15 protein-coding genes are annotated in these 19,490 nt (G+C 74.8%); 8 read left to right on the top strand and 7 right to left on the bottom strand.

The genetic code is table 11. The annotated features are described in order from the left end of the window. Positions 1 to 178: 178 nt before the first annotated feature. Positions 179 to 1,318, bottom strand: a complete 1,140-nt coding sequence (locus ACZ7LY_RS19385) for an FUSC family protein (RefSeq protein WP_471625850.1) — start codon at positions 1,316 to 1,318, stop codon at positions 179 to 181. A gap of 117 nt (positions 1,319 to 1,435) precedes the next feature. Between ACZ7LY_RS19385 and ACZ7LY_RS19380 the strand changes: the two genes are divergently transcribed. Genes ACZ7LY_RS19380 through ACZ7LY_RS19370 form a run of 3 tightly spaced genes read left to right on the top strand, consistent with a single transcriptional unit; the run spans position 1,436 to position 3,424 of the window. Beyond that, a complete protein-coding gene (locus ACZ7LY_RS19380; RefSeq protein WP_471625849.1) occupies positions 1,436 to 2,482 on the top strand; it encodes an iron-containing redox enzyme family protein in 1,047 nt (348 codons plus the stop codon). Then, entirely contained in the window at positions 2,479 to 3,156 is a 678-nt protein-coding gene (locus tag ACZ7LY_RS19375; protein WP_471625848.1) for a HemK2/MTQ2 family protein methyltransferase, read from the top strand. Before ACZ7LY_RS19380 ends, ACZ7LY_RS19375 begins: the two co-directional genes overlap by 4 nt. Further along, complete coding sequence (locus ACZ7LY_RS19370; RefSeq protein WP_471625847.1) at positions 3,137 to 3,424, top strand: CDGSH iron-sulfur domain-containing protein; 288 nt, start codon at positions 3,137 to 3,139, stop codon at positions 3,422 to 3,424. The genes ACZ7LY_RS19375 and ACZ7LY_RS19370 overlap by 20 nt, the downstream gene beginning before the upstream one ends. A 219-nt stretch (positions 3,425 to 3,643) precedes the next feature. Here the strand turns inward: ACZ7LY_RS19370 and ACZ7LY_RS19365 are convergent, their stop codons facing one another. From ACZ7LY_RS19365 to ACZ7LY_RS19355, 3 genes are all read right to left on the bottom strand, one after another. Then, positions 3,644 to 4,333 carry an HAD family hydrolase gene (locus ACZ7LY_RS19365; RefSeq protein ID WP_471625846.1) on the bottom strand — a complete coding sequence of 230 codons (690 nt, stop codon included), beginning with the start codon at positions 4,331 to 4,333 and terminating at the stop codon, positions 3,644 to 3,646. Next, on the bottom strand, positions 4,330 to 6,423 hold the full coding sequence (locus tag ACZ7LY_RS19360) for a catalase (protein WP_471625845.1): 2,094 nt from the start codon (positions 6,421 to 6,423) through the stop codon (positions 4,330 to 4,332). Before ACZ7LY_RS19360 ends, ACZ7LY_RS19365 begins: the two co-directional genes overlap by 4 nt. Before the next feature lie 359 nt (positions 6,424 to 6,782). Further along, positions 6,783 to 7,235 carry a MarR family winged helix-turn-helix transcriptional regulator gene (locus ACZ7LY_RS19355; RefSeq protein ID WP_471625844.1) on the bottom strand — a complete coding sequence of 151 codons (453 nt, stop codon included), beginning with the start codon at positions 7,233 to 7,235 and terminating at the stop codon, positions 6,783 to 6,785. Between the two features lie 179 nt (positions 7,236 to 7,414). Between ACZ7LY_RS19355 and ACZ7LY_RS19350 the strand changes: the two genes are divergently transcribed. Then, positions 7,415 to 8,869, top strand: a complete 1,455-nt coding sequence (locus ACZ7LY_RS19350) for an MFS transporter (RefSeq protein WP_471625843.1) — start codon at positions 7,415 to 7,417, stop codon at positions 8,867 to 8,869. A gap of 42 nt (positions 8,870 to 8,911) precedes the next feature. Here ACZ7LY_RS19350 and ACZ7LY_RS19345 read toward each other — a convergent pair whose 3' ends face one another. The 3 genes from ACZ7LY_RS19345 to pip all read right to left on the bottom strand — a co-directional run bounded on the left by ACZ7LY_RS19345 (position 8,912) and on the right by pip (position 12,692). After that, on the bottom strand, positions 8,912 to 9,724 hold the full coding sequence (locus ACZ7LY_RS19345) for an SDR family NAD(P)-dependent oxidoreductase (RefSeq protein WP_471625842.1): 813 nt from the start codon (positions 9,722 to 9,724) through the stop codon (positions 8,912 to 8,914). Positions 9,725 to 10,085: 361 nt separating this feature from the next. After that, positions 10,086 to 11,474, bottom strand: coding sequence for an NAD-binding protein (locus tag ACZ7LY_RS19340; RefSeq protein ID WP_471625841.1), 1,389 nt, complete (start codon positions 11,472 to 11,474; stop codon positions 10,086 to 10,088). A gap of 246 nt (positions 11,475 to 11,720) precedes the next feature. After that, the gene (gene pip, locus ACZ7LY_RS19335; protein WP_471625840.1) at positions 11,721 to 12,692 is read right to left on the bottom strand and encodes a prolyl aminopeptidase; all 972 of its coding nucleotides are present in this window, start codon (positions 12,690 to 12,692) and stop codon (positions 11,721 to 11,723) included. Positions 12,693 to 12,800: 108 nt separating this feature from the next. Here pip and ACZ7LY_RS19330 point away from each other — a divergent pair, with 108 nt between their 5' ends. The 4 genes from ACZ7LY_RS19330 to ACZ7LY_RS19315 all read left to right on the top strand — a co-directional run bounded on the left by ACZ7LY_RS19330 (position 12,801) and on the right by ACZ7LY_RS19315 (position 19,485). Next, positions 12,801 to 13,457, top strand: coding sequence for a GntR family transcriptional regulator (locus ACZ7LY_RS19330; RefSeq protein ID WP_471625839.1), 657 nt, complete (start codon positions 12,801 to 12,803; stop codon positions 13,455 to 13,457). A gap of 951 nt (positions 13,458 to 14,408) precedes the next feature. Then, positions 14,409 to 16,052, top strand: coding sequence for an ATP-binding protein (locus ACZ7LY_RS19325; RefSeq protein WP_471625838.1), 1,644 nt, complete (start codon positions 14,409 to 14,411; stop codon positions 16,050 to 16,052). Positions 16,053 to 16,154: 102 nt separating this feature from the next. Continuing rightward, the gene (locus tag ACZ7LY_RS19320) at positions 16,155 to 16,523 is read left to right on the top strand and encodes a trypco2 family protein (protein WP_471625837.1); all 369 of its coding nucleotides are present in this window, start codon (positions 16,155 to 16,157) and stop codon (positions 16,521 to 16,523) included. After that, positions 16,513 to 19,485, top strand: coding sequence for a trypsin-like peptidase domain-containing protein (locus ACZ7LY_RS19315; RefSeq protein WP_471625836.1), 2,973 nt, complete (start codon positions 16,513 to 16,515; stop codon positions 19,483 to 19,485). The genes ACZ7LY_RS19320 and ACZ7LY_RS19315 overlap by 11 nt, the downstream gene beginning before the upstream one ends. Positions 19,486 to 19,490 lie beyond the last annotated feature (5 nt).

Genomic DNA, 19,490 nt, shown 5'->3' with positions numbered 1-19,490 from the left:
GCAGTTCCCCGCGCCCCTGGGTGGGTGGGCCTGCCCGTGGTTCTTTGTCTACCGGTGGGTGGGGCTTCTCGCGCAGTTCCCCGCGCCCCTGTCGGGGCGACAGCGTCGCCACCTCCTCCCCTGGGGAGCTGGGGCGAAGCCCCGCTCCCTCAGGGGCGCGGGGAACTCCGCACGGCGGTTACTTCGGCTGGGCCGGGGCGGAAGGGGTCAGGTCGGTGATCAGGCGGGTGGCCGCCGCTGTCAGCTCGCCGAGGGACGCGGACGCGCCCTGCGAAGGGTCCTCAAGGAGCGCCCCGAGCCGCCCCGCCGCCCCCCGGGCCTGATCCAGCGCCTTCTCAGCCCGCCCCGAGTCATCCGGCTCCCGCCCCCCGACCCACTCCGCGTCGGCCTCACACACCTCCGCCGCAGCCCGCAAAAGCCCCGCAAGCTCCGCGAGCGCCCCCGCGGTCGGCGCGGTGAACGGCGGCGAGTCCCGCGCCGTCTCCGCGAGCGGCCGCAACACCGTCGCCAGATGATCCGTCACCCGTTCCCACGCCACCGGCCCCTCCGGCGGCAACGGCGCCCCCCGCCGCAACCGCCGCCCCGGATTGAAGCGCCGCCCCTCGTCCGCGCGCCCCCGCGCCGCCCGCAGCTCCGCGACTGTCGCCCCGAGCCGCAGCGCCCGCCCGTGCCACTCCTCGGCGTCGGCCACCCCGTACCCCGCGTCGATCCCGTCGCCCGCGTCCCGCATCAGCCGCGCGCACTCGGCGGGCACGCGGGCCCGCAGCCGCCGTACCTCGTCGGTGTGCACGGGCGGCAGCACCAGCGCGTTGACGCCGATGCCGATCACCGCACCGAGCAGCGTCTCCAGGAGGCGGTGGGCGATCTCGATCGGCGCGTACGACCCGTACGTCAGGACGAAGAGGGCGGCGGTCGGCGCGTACCAGCCCTGGTCGCCGAAGCGCCCGTACGAGCCGAGGAAGACCGTGATCGGCAGCGCGATGGCCATCGCCGCGAGGACGTCCCTCGTCAGCGCCATCGAACCGGCCGCGATCAGCGTGGCGACGGCGACGACCACGAACTGCTGCACCGCCGAGCGCAGCGACCGGTACACCGTGCGCTGGACGAGGACGACCGCCGTCCAGGGCGCGAGCAGCGCCAGCGGGGCGTTCCACCACCAGCCGGCGATGGTCCACGCGAGCATCGCGGCTCCGGCGGCTTTGAGGGCCTGCACGGCCGTGGCCCGTTCGGGGCCCGACGTCGTCACGGCCAGCCGGGCGGAGTGCGCGACGTTCTGTGCCTCCCGCACCAGGAGCGCGGACCCCGGCAAACGCGGCATGCGGCGTCCTTTCATGATCGGTCGGTCAGCGGGGAGCGCACCGGGTTCCCCACCCGGATGCGAACCAAACACGCAGGTGACAGGTGGTGCTCGGGAGGATGGGGGTACTCGGTCGCCATGCGTACCGACACGACGACGACCACGGCCCGGGGGCAGCGCGCGCCGGCCCCGCCCGCGCCGAGGGGACCGGTCTCGGCCGCCGTCCTCGCCTATCTGCGCGACGCGCGCGCCCCGCTGCCCGACGCCGCGACGACCACCGCCCTCGACCCGCTCGGGGACGACGCGCAGCTCGCGCTCTACGCCTGTTACGAACTGCACTACCGGGGCTTCGACGGCGTACCCGACGCCCGCGAGTGGGACCCCGACCTGCTGCGGGTCCGCGCCCACCTCGAACGCGGCTTCCTGCGCGAGCTGCGCGCCGGTGCCACCCGCCACGACCGCGCCCAGGACGCGATCGCCGAACTCCTGATCGAGCCGCCGGACGCGGAGGGCGACGGGCTCAGTCACTTCCTGCGCGAGCGGGGCGAACTGTGGCAGCTCCGCGAGTACGCGGTCCACCGCTCCCTGTACCACCTGAAGGAAGCCGACCCGCACGCCTGGGTGCTGCCCCGGCTCTGGGGCCGCGCGAAGGCGGGGATGGCGGCCGTGGAGTTCGACGAGTTCGGCGGGGGCCGCGCCGACCGGGTGCACGCCCAGCTCTTCGCCGACCTCATGGACGACCTCGGCCTCGTCACCGACTACGGCCACTACGTGGACGCGGCGCCCGCACAGGCCCTCGCCCTCGTCAACCAGATGTCCCTGTTCGGGCTGCACCGCTCGCTGCGTGGCGCGCTCGTCGGGCACTTCGCCGCCGTCGAGATCACCTCCTCGCCCGGCTCCCGGCGGCTCGCCGAGGCCATGCGGCGGTGCGACGCGGGGGAGCGGGCCGCTTTCTTCTACGACGAGCACGTCTCCGCCGACGCGGTGCACGAGCAGGTCGTGCGGCACGAGATCGTCGACGGGCTGCTCGCCGAGGAACCCCATCTGGACGCCGACATCGCGTTCGGCGCGGACGCCACGGGCTGGCTGGAGGACCGGTTCGCCGGCCGCCTGCGCCCCGCCTGGGAGTCCGGCGTCACGTCCCTGCGCCCCGAGTGGGCCGGTAGCGCGGGAGGCGCGCTGTGACCCTGCCCCTGACGCCGCTGACCTCGCTGTTCACGCTGCCCGGTGTGTACGCCCCGCAGCACGACACCCGGCTGCTCGCGGAGGAACTGCGCCGCGAGGACCTCCCGCCCGGCGCCGACGTCCTCGACATCGGCACGGGGACCGGCGCGGTCGCCCTCGCCGCCGCCGAACTCGGCGCCCGCGTCACCGCCGTCGACGTCTCCTGGCGCGCCGTCCTCACCGCCCGCCTCAACGCCCGCCTGTCCCGGCTGCCGCTGCGGGTGCTGCGCGGCGACCTCTTCGCGCCGGTCGCGGACCGCACCTTCGACCTGGTCCTCGCCAACCCGCCGTACGTGCCCGCGCCCGCCGCCCGCGTCCCGCGCAGGGGGCCCGCGCGGGCCTGGGACGCGGGCCGCGACGGGCGGCTGGTCCTGGACCGGATCTGCCGGGGCGCCCCCGGCCTGCTGCGGCCCGGCGGCACGCTGCTGCTCGTCCACTCCGTGCTCAGCGGCCCCGACCGCACGATGGACCTCCTGGACGGGCACGGGCTGCGGCCCGCGCTGGTGCGCCGCCGCTGGATCCCGTTCGGGCCCGTCGTCACCGAGCGGCAGTCCTGGTTCCGGGAACAGGAACTCCTCGCCCCCGACCAGACGAAGGAAGGACTGGTGGTCATCCGTGCCGAACGCCCCCACTGACCCGCCGCCCCCCGCCGCCGGCCCCGGCCCGGCGCCGGAGTCGGAGGGCATCGCCGCAGGTCACCGCGATGTCACCCGGATCTCCGCCCGGCGGGCCGAGGGGCCGCTGCTCGTCGAGGGTCCCGTCGAGGTGACGCTCGACGACGGGACCGTGGCGTCCTCGGACCGCTTCCTCGTCGCCATCTGCACCTGCCGCCGCAGCCGCCGCTACCCCTGGTGCGACACCAGCCACCGCCGCGCCAAGCCCACCCCCCGCCGCACCGACTGACGCCCTCCCGGACGTCCCGCGGCGCACCGACCGACCCGCGCCCCGCTCCACCCCGTATACGGCCCCCACGTACCGCCGACACGCACACACGACGGCACACACACACGACGGCACACACGCACGACGGCACACACGCACGACGGCACACACGCACGACGGCCCGGACCGAAGTCATCGGTCCGGGCCGTACACGCGCGTGAGGCAGCTCGTACGCCGCCGTCAGCCGGAGGCGCCCCCGTCGGCGAACGGACTCTCGTCCAGGTGCCGCAGCAGGTCCTCCGGGTCACGGAACAGCGCCCGCGCGCCCGCCGCCCGCAGATCCTCCGCCGGGATGCCGCCGCACAGCAGCCCCACCGGGACGACCCCGGCGTGCGCGGCCGCCCGCATGTCCCACACGGTGTCGCCGACGAAGACGGCCCGCTCGGCGGGCACCTCCGCCAGTTCCAGCGCGTGCTCGACGGGTTCGGGCGCGGGCTTGCCCTCCTCCACGTCGTCGGCGCTGGCCACCCCGGCGATCACGTCGTCCGCGTCGATGGCCCGGCGCAGCGCCCCCAGTTCGGAGCCGCCCGCCGACGTGGCCAGCACGATCCGCCGCCCGCGCTCCGCGAGCGCCCGCAGCAGGTCGCCGGCGCCCTCGAACGCGGGCAGCCGCTCGAAGTACGTCGCGTACAGCGTCTTGTGCGCGGCGCTCAGCGCGTCGTCCTGGTCCTTGTCCCGGTCGGGGCCGAGCAGCCGCTCGATGAGGTCGCCGCCGCCGAGCCCCACCGACCGGTGCACCTCGTGCATCTGCACGCGGTGCCCGGCCTGGCGCAGGACCTCCCACCAGGCCGTCACATGGAGGTGGTTGGTGTCGACGAGCGTGCCGTCCACGTCGAACAGCGCGGCCCGGCCGTCTCCCTTGCCGCTCATGCGCGCACCGACGGACGGCCCCAGTGCCGGTGCGCTGCCACGGCCTCGGTGAACGCCCGCACGAACTCCTCCCCGGCCGCTCCCGGCGACGAGTCCGTCACCACGCCCTGGTCGGAGACGACGCTGCCCTGCTGTGTCGCCACCCGTACGTCCTCCGGCACGACCGGCGTCAGCGCGCCGACACCGGAACCGAGGGCGCCGACCGGCTTGCCGTGCCGGTAGGCGTCCCGGATGAAGCGGATCGCGTCCGGGTCCTTCGCCACGGGGGGCGTGCCGACCGGACCGCCCGGGACGAGCACCGCGTCGTACAGCACCGAGGCGACCGTCGGCAGCGCCCGGTCGACCTGGTACTTCTCGCCGTCCGCGCCCGTGACCGTGCCGTCGGTCGGGGCGATGGCCTCGACGACCGCGCCCTGCGCGGCGAGCGCCTCCCGCACCGAGGTGACCTGCTCCGCGTCGATGCCGTCGGTGACGAGCACCGCGATCTGCCTGGTGCGGATCGAGCCGTCGCCGGTCAGTGCCGTGAGGCTGAGCGCGGGCGACTGCCCCTTGTACGTGCCGGGCGCCACGCCGTCCTCGGGCTCGGGCACGCCGACGCCGCGCGCCACGTCCCGGGCCAGCTCAAGGTCCACCTGCGCCAGTTGCTCGACCGTGCGGGCGCGCACCGCGAGGGCGTTCACCTTGCCCAGCTCGAACCGGAACGCCTGGACGATGTGCTCCTTCTCCCAGTCCTTCATGCTGTTCCAGAACAGCGCGGCCTGGCTGTAGTGGTCCTCGAAGCTGGGGCTGCGGCGCCGGATCTTCGCGCCGTCGACGCGCTCCGCGTAGTGCTTGTAGCCGGCGTCGCCCGCGAGCGCGGGGCACCCGGCGCCCAGCGAGTTCTTCGTGTAGTTCGTGCCGGTGTGGATCTGCGACTGGTGGTAGCCGTCGCGCTGGTTGTTGCGTACGGGTGCGACGGGCCGGTTCACCGCGATCTGGCTGAAGTTGGGGCCGCCGAGCCGGATGAGCTGCGTGTCCAGGTAGGAGAAGTTACGGGCCTGGAGCAGCGGGTCGTTGGTGAAGTCGATGCCGGGCACGACGTTCGCCGTGTGGAAGGCGACCTGCTCGGTCTCCGCGAAGAAGTTGTCGGGGTTGCGGTTGAGGACCATCCGGCCGATGGGCCGCACCGGCACCTGCTCCTCGGGGATGACCTTCGTCGCGTCGAGCAGGTCGAAGTCGAAGTTGAACTCGTCCTCCTCCGGCACGAGCTGGACGCCCAGCTCCCACTCGGGGTACTCGCCCGCCTCGATCATGTCCCACAGGTCACGCCGGTTGAAGTCCGGGTCGCGGCCCTGGCACTCCTGCGCCTCGTCCCACACCAGGGAGTGCGCGCCGAGCTTCGGCGTCCAGTGGAACTTGACGAACGTACCGCGCCCCTCGGCGTTCACGAACCGGAACGTGTGCACGCCGAAGCCCTGCATCATGCGGTAGCTGCGCGGGATCGCCCGGTCCGACATCAGCCACATGATGGCGTGCAGCGTCTCCGGCTGGAGCGAGACGAAGTCCCACAGGGTGTCGTGCGCGGAGGCGCCGGTCGGGATGTCCGTGTCCGGCTCCGGCTTCACCGCGTGCACGAAGTCCGGGAACTTGATGCCGTCCTGGATGAAGAACACGGGGAAGTTGTTGCCGACGAGGTCGTAGTTCCCCTCGGACGTGTAGAACTTCGTGGCGAAGCCGCGCACGTCACGCACCGTGTCCGCCGACCCCTTCGGGCCCTGCACGGTGGAGAACCGGACGAACACGGGGGTGCGCACGGACGGGTCCTGGAGGAACGCGGCGCGCGTGAACTCGGCGCACGACTCGTACGGCTCGAAGTACCCGTACGCGCCCGCGCCCCTGGCGTGCACCACACGCTCGGGGATGCGCTCGTGGTCGAAGCGGGTCAGCTTCTCCCGGAAGTGGAAGTCCTCCATCAGGGTGGGGCCGCGTTCGCCCGCCGCCAGTGAGTCGTCGGTGTGATCGACCGGTACCCCCTGATCGGTGGTCAGCGGTCCGGTCGAGGGATCCTCCGCGCGCGCCGCGTCACGCTGCTCCTGTTTGGGGTCGGTCACCGTCTGCTCCTCACGTACGGGGTCGGTTCGATCGTCGGCCGACAGCCGCCGACCCGCCACCGGGGGCGTCCGCCGGCCGCGATCTTGCTCACCACACGCCGCGGAGTACCCACCCCCACCCACCTCATGCCCCACCCCCTCCGGCCGGCGCCGGGACAACCCCGGCAAAGGGGCGCGAGCAACCGCGCACGAGGCGGCCAGCCCCCTGCACCCCAGGAACCCCGCCGAGGGGCGCGAGGAACCGCGCACGAAGAGGCCAGCCCCCTGCACCCAGGGACCCCGCCGGGAGGCCCCCGCGAGGAACCGCGCACACGCCCAGTACAAGCACCCCGCGCCGAAAACCCGCCCCCGCCAAAGGCTCAGTCGCGGGGCCAGGGCTGGCCGCTCAGCCGCTCCACGCTCGTGTTGAACCGCTGGAGGTAGCGGGCGAACGTCTCGACGTCCTGCGCCGACCAGTCCTCGAAGACCTTGTCCAGTTCCTGGACATGCGTCTCACGCTCGTGGTCGAGGCGCGCCTCACCCTCCCGCGTCAGCCGGAACTTACGGGCCATGCCGCCGTCCGGATCGGGGATGCGCTCAAGGAGCCCGGCCTTCACGGCGCTCGCCGTCTGCCGGTTCACGGTCGAGGCGTCAAGGGCGAACGCCTCGCTGATCTGCCCGATCGACATGGGCCCCTGCATCCGGATGCGGCTGAGCATGATGTACGTGCTGCGCTCCAGGCGGCCCTGCTGATGCAGCCGCTTGGAGGTGCTCAGGTGATGCCGCCCGAGCACCATGTGCTCGAACTCCACCAGATGCGATGGCTTGTCCATGTACGTGCGTCCTCCCGGCCCGACCGTATCGCAGGGGCGTCACGACCCAGACTATGCGTCCCGCACAGCATATGGGCGATACACAGAATATGGCCCATGCATGGAATGTGTGCGATGCATGGAGTATGTATGATGCACATCGCTTGCTGACACATCTGAAGAGATTGAGGAGTCCGCCCATGGATGCCCCCCAGTCGAGCGGCCGGGCGGGCGGCATCGTCGCCACCCTCGCGCTCGCCGGCACCGTCGCCGCGATCATGCAGACGCTGGTGACCCCGCTCATCGCGGAACTCCCGCGGATCCTGCACACGTCCTCGTCGAACTCCGCGTGGGTCGTCACCGTCACGCTCCTCGTCGGCGGCGTCTGCGTCCCCGTCTCCGGCCGCCTCGGCGACCTCATAGGCAAGCGGCGCATGATCCTCGTCTGCGTGATCCCGCTCGTCGCCGGCTCGGTGGTGTGCGCGCTGTCCTCGTCCGTCGTCCCGATGATCGTCGGACGCGGACTGCAAGGCATGGGCATGGGCATGGTCCCGCTCGGCATCGCCCTGCTGCGGGACGTCGTACCGGCCGAGAAGCTCAGCGGCTCCATCGCCCTCGTCAGCGCCTCCATGGGCATCGGCGGCGCGATCGGCCTGCCGCTGGCCGCCGCCGTCGCCCAGTACGCCGACTGGCGCGTCCTGTTCTGGGGTTCGGCCGTGCTCGCCCTCGCCGTCGGCGCGCTCATCTTCGCCGTCGTCCCCGACTCCCCGGCGGCCGCCAAGGGGCAGCGCTTCGACGCGCCCGGCGCGGTCGGCCTCGCCATCGGGCTCGTCTCGCTGCTGCTCGCCATCTCCAAGGGCGCCGACTGGGGCTGGGCCTCGGGCACCACGCTCGGCCTGTTCGCCGTCGCCGTCGTCACCCTGCTCGTCTGGGGCGCGTACGAACTGCGCACCCGCGACCCGCTCATCGACCTGCGCACCACCGCCCGGCCCCGCGTCCTGCTCACGAACGCCGCGTCGATCCTCGTCGGCGTCGGCATGTACGCCTTCATGCTCATCGCGCCGCAGGTGCTCCAGTTCCCGGAGGCCACCGGCTACGGGCTCGGCCAGTCCATGCTGGCCGCCGGCCTGTGGATCGCGCCCGGCGGCGTCATGATGATGCTGATCTCGCCGCTCGGCGGGAAGCTCATCAACGCCCGCGGCCCCAAGGCCGCCCTCGTCCTCGGCGCCCTCGTCATCGCCGCCGGCTACGCGCTCGCCCTGCCGCTCATGGGCACCGCGTGGGGCATCATGCTCGCCGGCATCGTCATCAACAGCGGTGTCGCCCTCGCCTACGGGTCCATGCCCGCGCTCATCATGAGTGCCGTGCCGCGCTCCGAGACGGCCGCCGCCAACGGCTTCAACACCCTGATGCGCTCGCTCGGCACGACCATCGGCTCGGCGGTCGTCGGTGTCGTCCTCGCCCAGATGACCGTCACCCTCGGCGGGTTCACCATCCCCTCCGAGGGCGGCTTCCGCACCGGTCTGCTCATCGGCTGCGGGGTCGCCCTGGCGTCCGCCGCCGTCGCCTCCCTCATCCCGGCGCTGCGCAAGACCGCCGCCGATGAGGCCGTCGAGGGCAGCGCCGTCGAGGACGGCGCCCCGGCCCGCGCCTGACCCCGGCCCGGCGGGAACGGGGCACCCCCGCTCCCGCCGGGTTCACACGCTGTACCCGCCGTCCACCGCCAGATGCTGGCCGGTCACGAACGCGGCCCGGTCCGAGGCGAGGAACGCCACCGCTTCCGCGACGTCCCGCGCCCGCCCGAACCGCCGCAGCGGAATGGCGCGCCGGGCCACCTCCAGCGCCTCCGCGTCCAGTTCACCGTCGGCGATGAGCCGCGCGGCCATCCCGTCGCCGAGCATGCCGGGGCCCACGCAGTTGAACCGCACGCCGTAACGGCCCTCCTCGGCGGCCAGCGCCCGCACCACCGCCTCGACGGCCGCCTTGGTGCCCGCCGAAAGGCCGTCCCGCACCGGGAAGCGCCGGGTCGCCGCCGTCGTCACCGCGACCGCGCTGCCCCGGCTCGCGCGCAGGGCGGACAGCGCCGGGTGGACGAGGTTGTAGAACGCGGCAGCCTCCGCCCCGAGTTGGTCCCGGTACCGGGCGGGCGGCACCCGGCTCAGATGCGTCATCGGCACGTACGGCCCCGCCGCGTGGACCAGCGTGTGCAGCGCCCCGAACGCGCCGAGCGCCCCCGCGACGGCCCGCTCCGCCTCCGCCTCGATGCCGAGATCCGCCCGGAACGCCCGTACGGGGACGCCCTGCCGGGTCAGCTCCTCGGTGAGGGCGCGGGCCGCGTCCGCGTTCGTCCGGTACGTGAAGGCGACCGCGCTGCCCCGCGCGGCGAGCATCCGTACGATCTCCGCGCCGATGCCGCCCGTGCCGCCCGCGACCAGCGCGACCCCCTCCCGCCCGGCGAAGTCCCGTACGGGGTCGTGGGCCGGGGGAGGGCCGTCCAGGGTGTCGTTCACGCGCGCTCCTCGCGTCCGGGGACGTCTGTGCCGGATCCCGCGTGTTCTACCGCGCCGCCCCGCGAACCTGAACCCCCGGCGCACCCGGCAATCTGGGGCTCCGCCCCAGCCCCCGCTCCTCAATCGCCGGAGGGGCTGGAAGTTGGCGCTGAGGCCAGCCCGTCAGGGCCAGAGGCCGGGAGCCGGCGCTGAGGTCAGCCCCCTCAGGGGCGCGGGGAACTGCGCGAGCGGCCACGACGCACCCGGCACTCTGGGGTGCTGCCCCAGCCCCCGCTCCTCAAGCGCCGGAGAGGCTGGGAGTTAACGCTGAGGCCAGCCCGTCAGGGCCGGAGGCCGGGAGCCGGCGCTGAGGTCAGCCCCGTCAGGGGCGCGGGGAACTGCGCGAGAAGCCCCACCGGGGCTGCGCCCGAGGCACAACCTTCACGCACCCGGCGCTGGGGTGCCGCCTTGCCCACCCGTGCCGCCCCAGGCGGCAGACTGCCCAAGGCGGCGGGCACCGAAGAAGTGCCGGGGTTGGCAGCCCCGTAAGGGGCGCGAGGAACTGCGCGCCCAGCCACGACGCACCCGGCACTCTGGGGCGCTGCCCCAGCCCCCGCTCCTCAAGCGCCGCCGACCCGGTGCGGAACGTGCCGAGCACCTCAAGCACGGCGGCCAGCAGCACCGGCAGCAGCAGCAACCCGGCGAACCCGGTGAGCAGTTGGAGGATCTGCCGGGCGGCGGGCTCGCCGATGGCCGGGTCGTCGATGGCGAACAGGTCGAGCAGCGTCAGATACGCGGCCCGCAGCGGCTGGTCCTCCGTCGTCGCCCAGGTCGCCAGCGCGAGCCCGAGCACGCACACCACGAGACCGGCCAGGGACCAGCGCAGCCGCCGCGAGAACAACGACCCGATCGGGAACGCGCCGCCCGTGCGCGGTCGCTTGGGGTGCGCCGCGTCGGCGGCGGGCGTCACCGTCTGGAGGGCGACGATGCCCCGGCCCCGCGCGGCCGCGACCGTCTCCGCGTCGGGCAGCAGCAGCGGGCTCTCGTGCCCGGAGGCGTCCGAACCCTCCGCGCCCGCCGGGTCGTTGGCCGTCGCCGACAGCAGGGCCAGCGTGCACAGGCCCGGGTCCGCGACCTCGCCGCCGCCCGCCGGCGTGCGCTCCACGGCGCGCAGCAGCAGCCCGTCGGCCTGGACGACCTTGCTGGTGCCCGCGACGGCCGTCCCGGCGAGCGCGGGCGCCGCCGTGTCCGCGTCGGACAGCACGGTCGTCGACGTGTCCAGCTCGTCGAGGTCCACGCCCGGCGAGGCCAACGCGGCGGCCTGGTCGAGGAGTTGCGCGAGATGCTGGCCGAGCCGCCGGTCGTAGAGCCGGATCACCAGGCGCAGCCGCGGGTTGAGGCGCCGCGCGGCGAGCGCCGCCCGGATGTTGGTCTCGTCGTCGTCGTGGACCAGCGCCAGCGCCGCCGCCCGCTCGGCGCCCGCCTCCGTCAGCGTCGCCTCGTCGAGCAGCGGCGCCTCGATGACGCGCGGGGCGGCGATCCCGGACAGCGAGTCGTCGGCGCCGCCCGCGGGTTCGGCGGCCTGCGCCCGGTTCACCACGGCCTGCATCCGGCTCAGGAACGAGGCGGCCCACCGGCGTTCGGCGCTGCTCGCGCGCGGCCGGTCGGCGGCGCGCGGCGAGGGCACGACGACGGTGACGCGCGCGCGGTACACGTCGCGCAGCTCCGCCGCGAGCCGCTCGGCCAGCGCGTCGTCACCGCACACGATCATCTCGCCACCGGCAGCAGGAAGGGACGTCCGGGGTCTGCGGGGCTGTGGGGGAAACGTGGTCACCGCCCCAGCCTGCCCTGTCCGCCCGCCTCCCCGCGAGGCCCGCCGACGATCTTCACGACCGTGTCGCTCCCGCGTCGGACGTACGCGAAAGCCCGCACCGTCCACCGGTGAGGCGGGCGGTGCGGGCAGTGACGTACGAGCGTGTGAGGGTGGTGCGGGTGTGCGTGCATGGTAGATGGGGCGTCAATGCTTGTGTGGCGGGCGGAAGTTGTCCGTGGCACTCAGGACAGCTTCGAGCATCGTCGGGCCGCCGAGGCCGTGGCCCTCGTCGTCGACCAGGACCAGTTGCGCGTCCGGCCAGGCCCGCGCGAGGTGCCACGCGATGTCCGGCGGGCCGCTGATGTCGAGCCGCCCGTGCACGAGGACGCCCGGCACGCCCGCGAGCCGGGACGCGCCACGCAGCAGCTCGCCGTCCTCCAGGAACGCGTGATGGCGCCAGTAGTGCGTGACCAGCCGCGCGAACCGCAGCCGGAAACGCGGATCCGCGAAACGCGGGTCGGGACGGTGACCGGCGTGCGTCGACACGTGCACGTCCTCCCACCGGCACCACGCGCCCGCCGCCCGCTCCCGTACGGCCGGGTCCGGGTCGGCGAGCAGCCGCGCGTACGCGTCCACGAGACTCCCGTCGCGCTCCGCCGGCGGCACCGCGTCCCGGAAGCGGGCCCACTCCTCGGGAAAGACCCGGCCCATGTCCCGCGTCACCCACTCCACCTCGCGGCGCGTCGTGTTCGTCACGCTGAACAGGACCAGCTCCGACACCCGTTCGGGGAACCGCTGCGCGTACGCGAGGGCCAGCGTCGTGCCCCACGAGCCGCCCAGGACGAGCCAGCGCTCGATCCCGAGATGGCGACGCAGCCGCTCGATGTCGGCGATGAGATGCGCGGTCGTGTTCACCGAGAGGTCCGTCGCCGGGTCGGCCGCGTCCGGCGTGCTGCGCCCGCAGCCCCGCTGGTCGAACAGGACCACCCGGTACGCCCGAGGGTCGAACAGCCCGCGCCAGAACGGTCCTGCCCCCGACCCCGGGCCGCCGTGCAGCACCAGCGCGGGCTTGCCCGCCGGGTCGCCGCATGTCTCCCAGTGAACGCGGTTGCCGTCCCCGACGTCGAGCATCCCTTCGGCGTACGGGTCGGGAGTGGGGTACGGATCGGGCGGCACGGGCACCTCCGGGTGGCGGACGGGCGGCAGGGGGCGCGGGTATGGGCGTGGGCGTCGGAGGGTCGAGCGTAGTGCGGGTGGGGGCGGGGGCTGGGGGAAGATGGCGGCATGACTGGCGTTGAGGAATTCACCCCTGAGTCGGAGCGGGTCGTACGCACCCTGCGCGACCAGATCATCGACGGCACCCGCAAGCCCGGCAGCAAGCTGGTCGAGCGGGAGATCGCCAGTGAGCTGGGCGTCAGCCGCCTCCCGGTCCGCGACGCCCTGCGCGACCTCGTGAACGAGGGGCTCGTCACGCCCCGGCCGCGGACCTGGGCGGTGGTGCGCGAGTTCACCCCCACGGACATCGCGGACCTCGGCGAGGTGCGCTCCGCGCTGGAGACCCTGGGGTTCCGGCTCGCCGCGCAGCGCCGCACCCGCGCGGGGCTGGCCAAGCTCCGCGCCGACCTCGACGCCGAACAGGCCGCGGCCGCGCGCGGGGACGGGCCGGGGGCGCGGCGGGCCGCCGCCGACTTCCACGAGACGGCCACGGAACTGGCCGACAACGCGCTGCTCAGCGAGTTGTACACGACCCTGCGCAGCCGCATGCGGTGGCTGCTCGGGCAGCACGACGACTTCACGGCCGTCGCCGACGAGCACGAGGCGCTGTACCGCGCGATCGAGGCGCGGGACGTGGCGGCCGTCGAGGAGCTGGCCGTCCGTCACCTCGCCACCAGCGAGGCCGAGGAAGCGGCCCACCGCCGCCGCGCCACCGGCTCCGCCTGATCCGGCGCGGCCCGGCTCCGGTGTTCGGCTCCGGTGTTCGGCTCCGGGCCGAACAGGCGCGCGCCGCGTCACCGATGCGCGTGAGCGCGGGCCGGTGGCCGCTACCACAACGCTCCGCCGTCTGTTCCCTGCATGGCTGTTCGCGTCGCAGGAACGTTCCTGCCGTCGAGAATGCCGTCAAGAATGCCGGTGAGTTCCGCAGCGGTGGGCTCACCGTTCGAGGCTGTGAACGGGGAAGCAGGAGTGGGCGGACCAGTACGAGCGACAGGCGGCCGGCGACGCGCGCCGGCCGCGCCGGCACCCGCGCGGCTCGTGGGCCGCGAACGGGAACTCCTCGACATCCCACGCCTCCTCGGCGCAAACCGCCTGGTGACGCTCACGGGCCAGGCGGGCATCGGCAAGAGCGTCCTCGCGGCGGCGGCCGTGGCGGAGACGGGTGCCCGCGCGCTGACGCTCCGCTTCTGGGAGCAGGGGGCGGCTCCTGCGGGACGGGCGGGGCGGTCCGCGCCGGGGGCGGGCAGGGTGGCGGGGGTTTCCCGGGCGGGGGGCGGTGGGGCTTCGGGGGGTCTCGGGCGCCGGGGAGCCGGTGAATCGGTTCTGCCTCGGGCGGCCTCGGGCGGTCCGGGGGGCGGGGACGAGGGTGCCGGGGCTGTCGGCGGTGTCGTCGGTGACGGGAAAGGCGGGGCGCAGGGGATCTCGGGGGAGGAGGTGGCGGGCGAGTTCGGGTGGCCGGCGGGGCATCCAGCGGCGGGAGGGCGGTGGCCGGCCCCCGGGACCGTCGCGCCTGCGTCCGGCGCCGGCGCCAGCGCCGGGGACGGGGACGGGCCTGCGTCGGTTCGGCCCGGGTCCGCGTCTGGCGGCGAGGGTGGGCCTGCGTCGGCTCGGCCCGGGCCCGTGCCCCGTACTGACGGGGGGCCTCTGCCGACGCGGGGCGGGTCCGCGCCCGACCCGTTGCTTCGTCTTGCTCGTGCGCTCGGGCTGCCCGACGCCGATGCCGACGCGGCCGCGGGAAGGGACGCCGTTCTGAACGGGGTCGTCGCCCGGCTGCGGCGCAGGCGGGCACCGCTGCTGTTCCTCGACGACGTCGACCCCGTGCACCGGGCCTGCGTCGGACTCGTCCAGCATCTGCTCCAGCGGGTGCCCGCGCTCCGCGTCGTCGTCACCTGCCGCCGCCCGCTGGGACTCGGCGAGGAAGCGGTCCTGCGCGTCGGGCCGTTGCCGCTGGTCAGCGCGGACAGCGCACCGCCGGGGCCGGCCGTCCGGCTGTTCCTCGAACACGCCCGCCTCTACGACCGCGACCTCGGCGACGACCTTGCCTCCCGGCGCGCCGTCGCCGACGTCTGCGCCCGCGCCGAGGGTCACCCCCTCGCGCTGATCCTCGCCGCGCAGGAGACCGCACGCCGCCCGCTGGAGGAGGTCGCCGCGCTCGTCGCCGCCGGGCCCTGCCGGCTCGGCGCCGACGAGACCCGCCCCGCCACCCGCCACCGCACCCTGCGCGACGCGGTCGGCGCCGGATACCGGCTCCTCGAACGTCCCGTCCGGGTCACCTGGGCCAGGCTGAGCGTGCTTCCCGGCGAGTTCGACGAGTCGGCGGCCGTGTTCGTGTGCATGAGCTCCGGCATCGGCGCCGACCACGTCCCCGGCCACCTCGCCCGGCTCGTCCTCGCCAGCGTCCTGGAACCCGTCGGCGACCCCGGCGGCGTCCGCGTACCCCGCTACCGGCTGACCGCCGCCGCCCGCGACTTCGGCCTGGGCCGGCTGCGGGCGGCGGGGGAGGGGGAGACCGCCGCCGACCGCCGTCTGACCTGGTACTGCGGCATCGGGGACGCCGCTGCCGAACTGTGGTGGAGCGGGCAACAGGAACAGGCCCTGCGCATGATCCGCGCCGACGAGGACAACATCCGCGCCTGCCTCGCCCACGCCGCCGGCACCGGCGAAGGCGCGGGCGACGCCCTCGGCCTCATGGTCGACCTGTGGTTCTGGTGGAGCGTGTGCGGGCGCGCCGAGGGCGGCCTCGCGCTCGTGCGCCGGCTCCTCGCCCGCACCAGCCCCGACCACGCCCTGCACGCGCGCGGACTGTGGCTGGCCGGACGCCTCGCCGCCGAGACCACCAGCCCCGACGCCCCCGCCCTGCTCACCGAGGCATCCCGCGCCGCGCTCGCCGCGGGCGACACCGCGCTCGTCGGGCAGGTCGCCGACGCCGCCGCCGCGCACGAGGCCGCCCGGGGCGACACCCGCGCCGCCATCGCCTGTCTGCGCGACGCCGTCCAGCTCATCCCCTCCCAGCCCCTGTACGGGCCACCGCCCGCCGCCAGTTGGGCCGCGCTCGCCCGCCACCAGCTCGGCACCGACCCCCGCGAGGCCCGCCGCAGCGTCCGCCGCGCCCTCGCCGCACCCGAGGCCCGCGACGACCTGTGGGTGCGCTGCGTCACCGGCTACGCCCTCGCCCTGCTCGATCGCGCGGACGGCCGCGCCGCCCGTGCCTGGCGCCGCGCCCACCGCGCCCTCGCCGACGCCATCGCTCTGGACAGCGCCGAGGACGTTGCCTTGCTCGACGAGCTGATCGCCACCCTGCGCGGCGAACCCACCTTGTGAACCCCGGTCCGCCGCACAGGCCCACCCTGTGAACCCCCGGCCCGCCGCACAGACACTCCGCCGAACGCCACCGCCGTCGATGAGGGATGATGTCCCCCTGCCATGACGGCAGTTGACGCAGACGGTACGGGTGACGAGCGGCGGGGGAGTGCGCTGGTGGACGACGCGGTGGAACTGGCGGACATGATCGCGCAGTTGCGGCACGAGTTGGGCCGGGCGATGGCCGAAGGGGACGGCGCGGCCCTCCGGTTCAAGGCCGAGAAGGTCGAACTCGAACTGACCGTCGGCGTCGAGCGGTCCACCGAGCCGGGCGTCAAGGTGCGGTTCTGGGTCTTCGACGCGAGCGCCACCGCCCGCCGCGCCGCGACCGCCACCCAGCGCCTCACGCTCACCCTCCAGCCCGTCGCCGCCGACGCCCCCGACCAGGGCGGCGTCCTCATCTCCGGGGACGAGCTGACCGGTGAGGACTGACCGCGCCGCCGCCCCCGGCGGACTCGACCCGCACCGCATAGCGGAGATCATCGTCACCACGGCCCGCGGCGGCCGGCGCGGCTCCGGCTACCGCATAGGCCCCCACACCGTTCTGACGGCCCATCACGTCCTCGTCGGCGCCCGGGAGACACGCGTCCGGTTCGACGCGGACCGCCCCGGACAGTGGACCGCGCCCGCCGAACTCGCCTGGAGCGACCCGGCGACCGACCTCGCCGTCCTCACCCTCACCCCGCCCGAAGGGCAACAGGCGCCGGCCGCGGCCCCGTTCGGCCGCATCGATGACGAACGGCACGCCGTCGTCGCCGTACACGCGGCAGGTTTCCCGCTGTGGAAGCGCCGCGAGCGCGGAGCGGGCCGCACCTTCCGCGAACTCCACCAGGCAGACGGCACCGTCGCCGCCCTGTCCAACCTGCGCACCGGCACCCTGGAGATCACCGTGCCGGTCGCCGCCGCCGACCCCGACCCGGCCGTCTCGCCCTGGTCCGGCATGTCGGGCGCCGCCGTCTGGGCGGGCGAGCACATCGTCGGCGTCGTCGCCGAACACCATCGCGGCGAAGGCCTCGGCCGCCTCACCGCCGTCCGCGTCGACCACGCCCTGCGCCACGCCGCCGCCCGCGGCGACGACCGGCTCGCCGTGCTCCTCGCCGTCCCCGACCCCACGGCACTGCCGTACGCGCACGGCCACGCGCCGGAGCGGCCGGCCGTGCCGCCCGCCCGGCGCGCCGCCGCCCAGGTCATCGGCCTGCCGGTCACCCACGGCCTGGAACTGTTCAAGGACCGCGTCAAGACCCGCGAGCGCATCGGCCGCCACCTCGCCGACCCGGCCGTGCGCATGGTCACCGTCACCGGCCGCAGGGGCATGGGCAAGAGCGCCGTCGCCGCCAAGGTCATGGAGCTGCTCGAACAGGGCGTGTGGCCCGGCCAGATCCCCGCCGCCCCGCCCTGGGCGCTGGTCAACCTCAGCACCCGTACCTCCGGCATCTCCCTGGAACGCGTCTTCCTCGACTGCGCCCGCGTCCTCGGCCCCGCCGACGAGGCCCGCCTGCTCGACGTGTGGGCGTCCTCGCGCAGCGCCCAGGACAAGCTCGGCGAGCTGTTCGCCGCGATGGGCGACCGGCTCGTCGTCATCCTCATGGACAACCTGGAGGACCGCCTCCACGACGACGGCCGGCTCGACGAGGACGACGACCTCAGCGTCCTGTTCGACTGCGTGTTCCGCGCCCGCCGCACGCCCCGGCTCCTCGTCACCTCCCAGGTACCGCCGCACCTGCCCCCCGAACTGCGCCGGTTCGCCGTCGAGGTCCCCCTCACCGAAGGACTGCCCGCCGAGGAGGCCGTCGCCCTGCTGCGCGAACTCGACCAGGACGGCAGCCTCGGCGTCGCCCGGCTCAGCGACGATCAGCTCCTCCAGGCGTCCGTCCACGTGCACGGCGTGCCCCGCGCCCTGGAACTGCTCGTCGGCGCCATGGCCGACGACACCCTCGCCCTGCCCACGCTCCAGGACGTCCTCGCCGACTTCACCCTCCGCGGTGACGTCGTCGGCGGCCTCGCCGAGGACCGGCAGGCCCGGCTCGGGCCCGAGGACCGCGCCGTCCTCGACATCCTCGCCGTGCTGCGCACCCCCGTAGGACAGGACGCCGTCGAATGGATCGCCGCCGGGGTCGCGCCCGGGCTCGCCGTCGCGCCCGTCCTCGCGCACCTGCTGCGCATCCGCATGCTGTCCGTGGACCGCGCCACCCGCACCTTCGCCCTGCACCCCCTCGACGCCGACCTCGCCTACGGCGCCCTGCCCACCGGCGGCGAGCGCGGCCGGCGGGCCCTGGAACGCCGCGCCGCCGCCTGGTACGTACGCCAGGCCCCGCCCCGCGACACCTGGCGCGGCCTCGACGACATCGAGCCCCACCGCAGAGCCGTCGACCACCTCGTGCGGGCAGGCGACTTCGACGAGGCGGCGCTCCTGCTCGCGTCGGTCAGCGAGTGGATGGTGTGGCACGGTTCGGTACTGGCGGCGATCTCCCTGCACCTGACCCTGGAGGACCACGTGAGTGACGACCGGGCGCGCCTCGCGCACCTCATCAGCTTCGGCCGGGCCCGGCTCAGCGGCGGCCCGCTCGGCGACGCGGCCCGCCTGTTCGCCGAGGCCGTCGCGCTCGCCGACCGGCTCGGCGACGGGCGCGCCGCGCAGCAGGCCCTGTTCGGTCTCGGCGACGCCCACCGCCAACTCGGCGACCTGGACGCCGCGATGGGCCCCCTCGCCCGCGCCGCCGACCTCGCCCACGAGCACGGCGACACCGAGGCCGAGGTGCACGCGCTGCTCGGGCTCAGCCTCGCCCACAGCACCCTCGGCGACGGGGAGGCCGCCCTCGCCGGCGCCGACCGGCTCGCCGCCGTCGCCCGCGCCACCGGCGACACGCTCACCGAGGCGCGCTCCTGGAACGCGCGCTTCACCGCGCTCCTCACCCTCGGCCGGTGGGAGGAGACCCTCGACGCCGGGGACCGGGCCGTACGCGCCTACGCCGACGCCGGTATCCAAGAGGCCACGGACTACGCGTACAACGCGCAGGGTGTCGCGCTGCTCGCCCTCGGGCGGGGGGACGAGGCGCTGGCCGCGCTCGATTCGGCGCTCGCGGCGGCGACCGTCATGGAGAACCCGCGCACGGAGGGGGTGTGCCTGTACAACATCGCGTGGGCGCACTGGAGTTGCGGGCGGTACGGGCTCGCGGGGGACGCGGCTGAGCGGGCCGGGGCGCAGCTTCGGCTGGCGGGGGCGACGGAGGCGGGGGCAGCTGTCGCGCTGGCGGAGGCGGCTCGGGCGGTTGTCCTGGCCGACGGGGGCGGGGCGGCGGGGGCCCTTGAGCGGGCGGCGCGGTTCACTGGGGCCAACGTGGAAATGGCCCGCCCGTCCTGGCTCCGAGCAGAAGCGACCCGCCTCCGCACCTGATATCG

The sequence above is a fragment of the Streptomyces sp. NPDC107550 genome (assembly GCF_055639095.1).
Note: the sequence above shows the minus strand (reverse complement) of the source record. Positions and strands in the feature narration are given on the sequence as shown.

What these genes read in the sequence shown, in the direction of transcription:
- ACZ7LY_RS19385 (WP_471625850.1), bottom strand. Translation starts at nt 1,318, where the DNA reads ATGCCGCGTTTGCCGGGGTCCGCGCTCCTGGTGCGGGAGGCACAGAAC.
- ACZ7LY_RS19380 (WP_471625849.1), top strand. Translation starts at nt 1,436, where the DNA reads ATGCGTACCGACACGACGACGACCACGGCCCGGGGGCAGCGCGCGCCG.
- ACZ7LY_RS19365 (WP_471625846.1), bottom strand. Translation starts at nt 4,333, where the DNA reads ATGAGCGGCAAGGGAGACGGCCGGGCCGCGCTGTTCGACGTGGACGGC.
- ACZ7LY_RS19355 (WP_471625844.1), bottom strand. Translation starts at nt 7,235, where the DNA reads ATGGACAAGCCATCGCATCTGGTGGAGTTCGAGCACATGGTGCTCGGG.
- ACZ7LY_RS19350 (WP_471625843.1), top strand. Translation starts at nt 7,415, where the DNA reads ATGGATGCCCCCCAGTCGAGCGGCCGGGCGGGCGGCATCGTCGCCACC.
- ACZ7LY_RS19340 (WP_471625841.1), bottom strand. Translation starts at nt 11,474, where the DNA reads ATGATCGTGTGCGGTGACGACGCGCTGGCCGAGCGGCTCGCGGCGGAG.
- ACZ7LY_RS19330 (WP_471625839.1), top strand. Translation starts at nt 12,801, where the DNA reads ATGACTGGCGTTGAGGAATTCACCCCTGAGTCGGAGCGGGTCGTACGC.
- ACZ7LY_RS19320 (WP_471625837.1), top strand. Translation starts at nt 16,155, where the DNA reads ATGACGGCAGTTGACGCAGACGGTACGGGTGACGAGCGGCGGGGGAGT.